The sequence below is a fragment of the Allocoleopsis sp. genome (genome assembly GCF_036703385.1).
Lineage (GTDB): Bacteria > Cyanobacteriota > Cyanobacteriia > Cyanobacteriales > Coleofasciculaceae > Allocoleopsis.
In genome coordinates this window covers 1-9,286 of the sequence record NZ_DATNPA010000390.1, presented here as the reverse complement: position 1 = coordinate 9,286, position 9,286 = coordinate 1, and the positions used below count along the sequence as shown (strand labels likewise).

At 46.7% G+C, this 9,286-nt stretch carries 8 protein-coding genes; 7 read left to right on the top strand and 1 reads right to left on the bottom strand.

Going from position 1 to position 9,286, the window contains the following annotated elements; genetic code table 11:
* From V6C93_RS19350 to dprA, 7 genes are all read left to right on the top strand, one after another.
* Positions 1–876, top strand: an 876-nt coding sequence (locus V6C93_RS19350) for a patatin-like phospholipase family protein (RefSeq protein ID WP_333478302.1), incomplete at its 5' end; no start/stop codon positions are given.
* Between the two features lie 198 nt (positions 877–1,074).
* The gene (locus V6C93_RS19345; protein ID WP_333478301.1) at positions 1,075–1,902 is read left to right on the top strand and encodes an SAM-dependent chlorinase/fluorinase; all 828 of its coding nucleotides are present in this window, start codon (positions 1,075–1,077) and stop codon (positions 1,900–1,902) included.
* Positions 1,903–2,010: 108 nt separating this feature from the next.
* On the top strand, positions 2,011–2,670 hold the full coding sequence (locus V6C93_RS19340) for a DUF2301 domain-containing membrane protein (RefSeq protein ID WP_333478300.1): 660 nt from the start codon (positions 2,011–2,013) through the stop codon (positions 2,668–2,670).
* Positions 2,671–2,687: 17 nt separating this feature from the next.
* The gene (locus tag V6C93_RS19335; protein WP_333478299.1) at positions 2,688–3,452 is read left to right on the top strand and encodes a glucose 1-dehydrogenase; all 765 of its coding nucleotides are present in this window, start codon (positions 2,688–2,690) and stop codon (positions 3,450–3,452) included.
* Positions 3,453–3,948: 496 nt separating this feature from the next.
* Positions 3,949–4,560: a hypothetical protein gene (locus tag V6C93_RS19330; protein WP_333478298.1), complete on the top strand. Its 612-nt coding sequence runs from the start codon at positions 3,949–3,951 to the stop codon at positions 4,558–4,560.
* 159 nt (positions 4,561–4,719) lie between these two features.
* Positions 4,720–5,367: a YdcF family protein gene (locus tag V6C93_RS19325; protein ID WP_333478297.1), complete on the top strand. Its 648-nt coding sequence runs from the start codon at positions 4,720–4,722 to the stop codon at positions 5,365–5,367.
* A 33-nt stretch (positions 5,368–5,400) separates the two neighbouring features.
* The gene (gene dprA / locus V6C93_RS19320; RefSeq protein ID WP_333478296.1) at positions 5,401–6,561 is read left to right on the top strand and encodes a DNA-processing protein DprA; all 1,161 of its coding nucleotides are present in this window, start codon (positions 5,401–5,403) and stop codon (positions 6,559–6,561) included.
* Positions 6,562–6,776: 215 nt separating this feature from the next.
* Here dprA and V6C93_RS19315 read toward each other — a convergent pair whose 3' ends face one another.
* A complete protein-coding gene (locus tag V6C93_RS19315; protein WP_333478295.1) occupies positions 6,777–8,798 on the bottom strand; it encodes a hypothetical protein in 2,022 nt (673 codons plus the stop codon).
* Positions 8,799–9,286: the final 488 nt, after the last annotated feature.

Genomic DNA, 9,286 nt, shown 5'->3' with positions numbered 1-9,286 from the left:
GACTTAATTAAAATTTACAGGGAACGTGGGGGAGAAATATTTTATGAGCCATTTCTTGAAAAAATAATGAAGTTAGACGACATCAGTAGGCCCAAGTATTCTTCTGATGGAAGAGATAAGGTCTTAAAAGAGTTTTTTGGGGATACTCCTCTCCGGGATGCAATTACAGAAGTCCTCGTCACCAGCTACGATATTCAGTTACGGACACCTGTTTTCTTTACAAGCCAAACCAAAAAAGAAGAAAGAACTAATCCGTATTATCGGAAAATATCTAGTGGCTTCACCATGCACCAAGCCGCAATGGCGACTTCAGCGGCTCCGACTTATTTCAAACCCCATAAGGTTGAGGCTTCTGCCGAACACGAGACCCAAAACAGAGGTTTTTATAGCTTGGTTGATGGTGGAGTTTTTGCCAATAATCCCACATCCCTAGCACTGATGGAAGCCATCATTGATTCTAAAAAACCTGGTAAGAAACCACTTGAACTCAAGGACATACTGGTAGTATCTTTGGGAACCGGCTCACTAACCCGTAGATATGAGTACGAGAAAGCTAAGAATTGGGGATTAGTGGGATGGGTAGAACCGCTTCTTAATATTACGCTTGACGGTTCTAGTGAATCTGTCGCTGTTCAACTAGAACAACTCTTGCCAAAAGCTCAGGATAGACCACCTCAGTACTATCGCTACCAAGCTTTGTTAAAGAAAGGCCAAGGTCTGGATGATATGGATAATACAGAGCCGCAGAATATCAAAAATTTAGAAAATCTGGCAGAAACGATCATTGCAAAGGCATATGATCCAACGTTTAAAGGGGAAGATAGTTCATTTAAAGCGCCGAATTTGAATGAACTCTGCAAACTGCTGGTGAGCTGATAGGGGAGCCTCCCTATTTTGCCGTCGCAATTTTGTAGGGGCTTTGCGACAGGAAAGTATCTTGGGAGCGTAGATTGACTTCTAACGGGATGCACTCGCTGATAGGAGCCAATACCACTAAGAGAGTATGTCAATCCGGCATACTCTCTTCAATTATTTAATGAAAAAGAAGATAAACGCTACCCTCAATCATGCAAGATGACTGAAAATCGGCTCATCACTCTTTTAAGCGACTTTGGCTTAAAGGATGTGTATGTGGGTGTAATGAAAGGTGTGATTGCTCAAATTAATCCGGCTTTGACCGTTATAGACCTCACACACCAGATTCCACCGCAAAATATTGCTGCCGCAAGGTTTAACTTGATGAATGCCTATTCCTACTTTCCGGTTGGGACGGTGCATGTTGCTGTGGTCGATCCGGGGGTGGGAAGTCAACGGAGGGGGATTGCTGTTCAAATCGATCAAGGCTTTCTGGTTGGACCCGATAATGGATTGTTCAGTGGTGTCTTAAATCAAACGAGAGCCTTAGCCACTGTGGAACTGGCTAATCCGGAGTACTGGCGGACACCGACACCCAGTAGCACATTCCACGGTCGAGATATCTTTGCAGCAGTGGGTGCTCATATCGCCAGTGGTGTTGCGATCGCACGGCTAGGCGTAAGCATTGAGCCAAAAACACTAGTTCAGTTGACGATTGGCGATCGCACCCCAACAAGTTCTGGTGTCATAGGTTGTATTCAATATATAGATTACTTCGGCAACCTCATCACCAATATTCCGGCGGCGGAGGTTCAGGGAAAAACCTGGTCAGTTGTCTTGGGCGATTCTCCTACACAGATGCTGCGCGATCGCAGGATCGAGAGTAGCCAAACTTATACGAATCGCCCCCTGGGAGAACTTGTTGCCCTGATCGGAAGTCACGGTTGGGTAGAGATTGCCGTTAACGGCGGTAATGCCCATCAAACGTTACAGATGGATGTAGGTTCACCCGTGGAAGTAGTGGTGAGCCTAGAAATGAAAGGTTAAAGTTGTAGAAATATCAAAATCGATGCAAAAACCTGGACATATGCAGGTGTTGCCGATATAGCTATAACTACTCCAAAGGCGTCAAATGTTTAGACGAGAGGATAAAATATGAGGTTACAACAGCCGTTGGAACCAGAGGTTTATCAGGGTCAATTCGGGGAATTTACGATTGATCAGGGCGATCGCACGGGTGTGATTGTCTACCGTAGCGGTTTGTTGGCAGCCGCGCTAAGTTTCGCCCTAGCTAGCGGACTAGTCTTGTCCTGGGGTGCTACCCCCACTGTTTTAGCCCTGCTGACTCCCCTTTATGCGTTGTTTTGGTTATCACTGGGGGTTAGCTTGGTAACCATTCATATTTACTTAGTACCCTTACACCGACTGCTTCAAATCTTTTGGGCGATCGGTGGCATTGTCTCAACGGTGATAGCACTATCCATTCGCGAACCTTTTGCTTTATTTGTTTACAACCATCCCACAACCATTCTCGGCATCGGTTTTAGCTTTGCGGCGTTGACAGGAATTTATTTTAAGGAAGCGTTTTGCTTCAACCGCTTTGAAACCAAGTTCCTCACACCTCTAGTGCCCATCCTTTTATTAGGCCACCTATCGGGTGTCCTGCCAACTGCTTGGGAACAGAGTTTTTTAGCCATCTGGGCTGTTTTATTTATGGTGTTTGCACTGCGAAAAGTGGTGCAACCCATTCCTCCGGATATTGGTGATAAGTCTGTTTTTGCCTATCTCAAAGAGCAGCGTACTGCTCATTCATGAATTCAGGAGGAGGGCTTATGAGCTGGCGGGGAAAAGTAGCGATTGTTACGGGAGGAGGGCAGGGGATTGGCAAAGCGATCGCTAAGCAATTTTTGCAAGAGGGACTCTGTGTCATTATTGCAGAAATCGATGAAGAGGCCGGAAAGGAAACGGAGGCAGAATTGAAGCCTCTTGGTTCTCTCCGGTTTATCCATACTGATGTTTCTGACGAAAAATCCGTTAACAGCTTAATTCAAGAAACTGACACGAGTTTGGGAAGAATAGATGTATTGATTAATAATGCTGCACGGGCTGATCCGGAGAATTTACCGATAACTGAACTTAGTTTAGAATCTTGGAATAATACACTTTCTATTAATCTCACTGGGGCATTTCTTTGTACAAAGTATGCTGTACCTTATTTGAGAAAAAATCAAGGGACGATTATTAACATTGCCTCAACACGAGCGCTAATGTCAGAACCGAATACAGAAGCTTATTCAGCATCTAAAGGAGGGATCGTAGCTTTAACTCACGCTTTAGCGATTAGTTTAGGCCCAGAAATCCGGGTTAATTGCATTAGTCCAGGCTGGATAGATGTGAGTGAATGGAAAAAACAAGCCAATAGAAAGACTCCGCAACTAACAAAGCAAGACCATCAACAGCACCCTACTGGGAGAGTGGGTCAACCTGAAGATATTGCTTCATTCATTTTTTATCTTATATCTCCTGAAGCCAGTTTTATCACGGGTGCAAATTTTGTTATTGATGGCGGAATGACAAAAAAAATGATTTATCTTTAAGAGGTTTGTGCTTGGTGTAAAACCGTTATTGGGCGGTAAAAATTAAAGATTAACAATCGATGGCACCAAGCGTACCGCCGTAGAGCGGCAATGAGCTGGAAGCTGCGAGTCCAAAAGGCATCGCATGGATAAAATTGAGCTTTAGCTCTTCAGAACGACCTTATGGTTAGTTACTGTAAATCTTTCTGCTAAGTCTCTCTGATAGAGATCAGGGTACTTTTTTATCTACCACTTAAGTGACTTTTCGCCTGAATGTTTTATTATACAGCCTTGAGTTTTAATTCAAAAATAAAAATTGAAAGCTTGAGACAGCAGTTGAGGAGAAGTTATTCGGATTAAATCTCACGAATCAGTATTTGAGTGTTAATAAAATGAGCATTCTTAAATCTGAAGAGAGATTTTAAGGGATATCTAATCTTAAATTTAAGCAGACATCCAAGGCGAGCAATCCCGATCACATACGGTGCTAGTTCCAAACATATTCTATAAAATTGTCATGGGGATCTTAATTGTCACGAGTTACCTGATAGCCGGACTTTCCCCGGTTTTACTACCCTCTTCGCTGTTATTCCAATCGCAAGCGGTACCACAAAATTTTCTCCTCGCCGCCCATCCAGCAGGGTTGCCGCCAAAGACTTTTGATGATTCCGGGCCGTCGCTAGGGAGTCTAATTGAACGGGAATGCCGAGCCGATCCAAGTGGCATTGGCATTCCAGCATTTCAGCCAGGAATCGATAAAAAAGATGTTCTACGGATGTTAGGTACCCCTAGTAAAACTTCACGTGGCTATTGGCCTAATACGGGTGCTGTATCTTATGAGTTAATTCCTGAGCAGGTAAGCTTAGGCTTTTTATTTGATAAAAACTCTGAACGGATTCGGCAAACGGAGGCATCTTTTACTTCGGAAGTAGATTTTCAGCTAATGGTAATGACATTGAATGGAATGTTAGGTTGCAAGCTCAATCAGGAAATCCAGCAAGGATTACAACAAGTACAGCAGAAAGTGTCTCAACAATACTCGTTTACCCTAAATTCTCTCAAGGGTGTGATTGAGAGGCAAAAAGGCGATCGCCTCTACATTGGAATTTGGGAGTCTGGCTTACACTAAGTCTGAGGAGTGGGAATAGAGATCGGGAATAAGCGATGAGTTGGGCGAAAATCAAAAGTCTAAAAAGAATTTTTCGGATAGTCCCTCAATCCGGGTGAAGGAACTCTTAGCCATAGAGTAATTTCGGATAAATTCTTTGATGCCTGAATGTTCTTAATTATGCCTTTAATCCAGCGGAAAGAAGTCTGGTTACCCACAATCCAGGGATGGTTATTCATCTTTGTGCTTGTCTTGGCTTTAATGCTATTTATAGCCAATCATGCCCATCGTTTCCTGGCTCCCAATTTTCCCATTAAGGCTGATGTTTTAGTTGTAGAAGGCTGGATGGAAGACTATGCCCTAAAAAGCGCCATGCAGGAATTCAAACGAGGAGGCTATCAAAAACTGATTACTACAGGAACTCCATTGGAACAAGGATATTATCTGTCCGAATATAAGACTAATGCCGAACTTTCAGCAGCCACATTAATTGCACTAGGATTCCCTCCAGATCAACTCGTTGCTGTTCCAGCCCCTGAAGTCCTCAGAAATCGTACCGCCGCTTCTGCCATTGCCCTGCGTGAATGGATCAGCCAGTCAAATTTGAAGATAAAATCTATTAACCTTTATTCCAGTGATGTCCATGCTAGAAGGAGTTGGCTACTGTTCAAGCAAGCCCTTGCTCCCAAAATTCAAGTCGGCGTGATTAGCGTAGACTCAGATAGTTACAATCCAAAACAATGGTGGATATATAGTGCAGGAGTGCGGTCTATTATTTCTGAAGCCATTGCTTATCTCTATGCCCGTCTTGTGAGTTGGAACGCTTAAAAGAAGAGACAGGCTTTAGGCGCAGTCAAACGGATGGCTGTAGCGGCTGGTGCATCAAGAGGGGGAAATAAAGTGGAAGAACGTACCTACTGGCTAGCTTGGGCACAAGTGAAGGGTGTGGGGCCAGTGTTGCTCCGGCGTCTACAACAATATTTTGGTACGCTGGCAGAGGCTTGGAGCGCGAATGCTACCCAGTTGCAAGCAGTAGAAGGTTTTGGGTATCAGTTGGCTGGGACGGTGGTGACGGCGCGATCGCAAATTAATCCAGAACAGCTCTTAGAACAGCATACTGCCAAAAATCCCCAGTTCTGGACACCAGCTGATGCCGACTATCCCCGCTTACTGCTAGAGATTCCCAGCGCACCCCCAGTTTTATACTATCGAGGGCAGGTGCAACCCCAGGAAAATCAGGGGATAAAGCCGATGGTAGGCATTGTTGGCACTCGCGAACCGACAGAGTACGGTAAACGTTGGACGCGGAAAATGAGTACCGCTTTGGCTCGGCATGGTTTTACCGTTGTCTCTGGCATGGCAGCAGGCATTGATACAGAAGCGCATCACGGCTGTTTGCAGGCGGGTGGACGGACATGGGCTATTTTGGGAACCGGTGTTGATTTGATTTATCCCCCACGCAATCGCAATCTTTACGAACAAATTCAGCAGCAGGGGTTAGTGTTAAGTGAATACCCTGCCGGAACTCAGCCCAATCGCGCTCATTTTCCCCAGCGCAATCGCATTATTGCAGGTTTGTGTCGCGCCATTCTAGTGATGGAAGCCCCCAGTAAGTCCGGGGCGCTGATTACGGCGTATCAAGCGAATGAATTTTGTCGCGATGTTTATGTGTTGCCGGGGCGACTGGATGATGAGCAGTCTAAAGGGTGCTTGGGGCTGTTGAGTCGAGGTGCTCATGTGATTTTAAATGAAGGTCATTTGTTGGAAATGCTGGGAGCCATCCCAGAACTTGACTCTGTAACACAGTTACCTCTGTTTGCACAAGAGCCACCTCAAGCCGTGCCTCAGCTAGAGCCAGAATTGACAAAGGTGTTGCAAACGTTAACACCTGAACCGACTCCTTTTGATTCCATTGTGCAGCAAGTGGGTTTGGCAGCGGGGTCGGTTTCTAGCGCCCTGTTGCAATTAGAACTCATGGGATTGGCGTCTCAGTTACCGGGGATGCGTTATCGAAGAAGTTGAGACGATAGCGGTTCTCGGTTGTTGTGTCAAACTCAAATCCAATTGGTATGATCTCCGGCTGATTAAGGGAGGTATTTAGCTCCCTCCCCTTGCTCAGGGGAGGGCTGGGGTGGGGTAACCGTGAGTTGCGGCAAGATCTGAGATCAACTACCTGGGGAGAGGGTACGACATGTCGTGCCCCTACCAGAACCTTTATTAGTCAGACGCTTCGGTTCTCAACGCCCCAACCGCCGCAACCATCGCCAAACTTTCAACGCGAACTCTTCCAACCACAGCATAGAGCGATCTAACCACCCTAACACTCGTTCTAAGGGGTGCTTGACGTATCCGGTTGGAGTTGCCTTCGTTTCAATCCAATCGGGCGAGGGTTCAATTCCAGTATCTTGAGCAGGGGTAGAAGGATTTGTGATAGCCGTAGTCTTCCCCTTACCCGACGATATACCACTGGGACGGCGGGAAGCCACGTCAATAGAAGAGGGCGTCTTAGGTTGTTTGGTTGGAGTACTGCCTTTGTCTTGTGTCGGAGTTGCCAAAGGCGGTGTCTTTTGGGTCGCTGTCAGTTTACCAGCCTGGGGAACTGAGGAATCAGGTTCGACAGTCGGCCTTTTCCTACCTGGTGCAGAACGCTTGCTCAGAGCTGACTTAGGACTCACAAAGCGCTTGAGGTTATCCCAAACAGAATTTCTGGGTTTGATGGGCATCTTACTATTGAACCCCTCAGGCAGTTGATTTTGGGATTTGGAATTTGGAATTTGGGACTCTAATCCTTGACTAGTAGGGGTTGATTGTGCTGTAGCCTCTGAAGAGACTGAATGACCAAATAGATCACCCCAGGATAACCAAGGATCGGATTCATCTGTATCAGCAAACTCCGAAGTTTCACGGCTTTGCGCTGGAGATAAGGAGAGAGAATTACGCCCAGAGAGTGGACGGAATTCTGCTTGCGGCTTCCCCGAAAGTGGCGCTTGCTCCTGGGAATCTGTCCCCGATAAATCAGAGCCACGTCTGCCAAAAAAGTACTCGATCGCCGCGTGAATTAAGGCTGGAATCTGAAATGAACGTGTTTGAGATGTCTCAGTTGCTGAGGTTTGCTCCTCAGGGGTGATGGATTGTGGTTGTCCCTGTTTGCTGAGTTTTTGACCGCGATTGCGAAGCGTAAGGAGACCCTCAGAAACGTTAGCCCAGGAGGAATTCCACCGCTCTTGTAAGGAATCTCGGAGTTGGACTAAACCTTCCGTTCCGGGTACAAGTTGGTGAGATTCTAGTTCAGCGATCGTGCGATCTAAAGAAGCTAAGGCTTTTTGGGGTACTTGCTGATTTGCGATCGCTGAGTTATTCAACCCTGGCAGTTGACGCCTTGGTTTTAAGGCTCGACGAGGCGGTAAGATTTCACCGGAATCGAGAGCCTCTTCTCCAATCAAGGTAGATTCTTGGAAAAGATTCGCTGCGATCGCCACTGGACTGGTTTGCACCCATGCCATCACCTTCCAAAACAGCCTCACCGGCAGCAAAACACGAGGCTGATCCAAGCTGGAAAGCCGAGGTGCTGCATTTTTGAGCTTAGATGCTTGGACTAAACGCCGTTGACGCCAGAAGTTCGCCACTTCCCAGCTCATCTTAGAAGCGAGTTTTTGCTGCTGCTGAGGCGTCAAAATATCCAGAATTTGATTTTCGATGGTAACGAGTACCAAGGAACGTGTTTCCAACAGACTCGCTACCCCCTGAATCTCATGACGGACTTCATTGGTTCGCGTTTGGGCAATCGTCGGCTCACTCCCAGTTTGCGGCGGCGTCAACTCCAACCAGGAGGGAGTTGTTAATTGTCCGTTGTCAGGCGTTTGCCCATCTGACGCCTGACTATTGTCTTCTACCCACAAATCTGGTTGTAACACCACTGAACCCAATACTTCTGGAAGAGGTAGGGTGGTGACTTCACGGAGGACTCGTTGAATAGGGGTATCCGCTTGGGGTACTGTCTCCTCGTGTTCTGGTTCTTTATGGGTCAATTCCTTTAATTTAGGCCATCCCGCTTCTGCCTCCGACGAGAGTTGACGACCTGCTGATAGGCTGACTTGTGTCAGCAGGTATGCCGGATAAAGCAGAATTTGCACTCCCCAGGTTGCTGCGACTTTAATCTGACGTACCGCGCGAGCGACTCGACCGCTCAAACGAACCGATTGTCGGTTAAGAAAATTGAAAAATCGACTTTGGTAGCGACCAGGGGAATCGGAAGGCATGGTGGTTAGTTACTGAGTCCGCAAATAACTGGCAAACTGGACAGCCATGAGACCTAGCTTGAAAATAGAGGCTGAAACAACGCTAAATCGTTCCTATCCCTATTTTCATCCAAGGTTTGTGAACGTAGTTCATGGTCGTCTCTTGCATAAATTCTGGAATGCCCCCTAAATCCCCCAATTCTGGGGGACTTGGAATGCATTCTCCCCTCCGTTTCTAACGTCCTCCCTTATTAAGGGGGGATTAGGGGGGTGGGGGCTGGGCGGGCGAAAATCGAATGAGAGCAAGAGGTTGATTAACGTTAGAGCGCCAAAATCGGCAGTGGGACATCAACAATAGTAGGTGCCCTGATTTTATCGAAAAAGATGACCGACCCTGCGACCTTGTCAGATCGAGGGCATGAAATTAATCAAGCCATCACCCGGTTACGTGCCCTAACACAAGTGAATGTTCAGCCTCACTGGCGCTGCTGTCCTCAAGACCTTCCAGT

Coding starts and splice junctions, on each gene's coding strand:
- V6C93_RS19345 (WP_333478301.1), top strand. CDS start 1,075: ATGACTGAAAATCGGCTCATCACTCTTTTAAGCGACTTTGGCTTAAAG.
- V6C93_RS19340 (WP_333478300.1), top strand. CDS start 2,011: ATGAGGTTACAACAGCCGTTGGAACCAGAGGTTTATCAGGGTCAATTC.
- V6C93_RS19335 (WP_333478299.1), top strand. CDS start 2,688: ATGAGCTGGCGGGGAAAAGTAGCGATTGTTACGGGAGGAGGGCAGGGG.
- V6C93_RS19330 (WP_333478298.1), top strand. CDS start 3,949: ATGGGGATCTTAATTGTCACGAGTTACCTGATAGCCGGACTTTCCCCG.
- V6C93_RS19325 (WP_333478297.1), top strand. CDS start 4,720: ATGCCTTTAATCCAGCGGAAAGAAGTCTGGTTACCCACAATCCAGGGA.
- dprA (WP_333478296.1), top strand. CDS start 5,401: ATGGCTGTAGCGGCTGGTGCATCAAGAGGGGGAAATAAAGTGGAAGAA.
- V6C93_RS19315 (WP_333478295.1), bottom strand. CDS start 8,798: ATGCCTTCCGATTCCCCTGGTCGCTACCAAAGTCGATTTTTCAATTTT.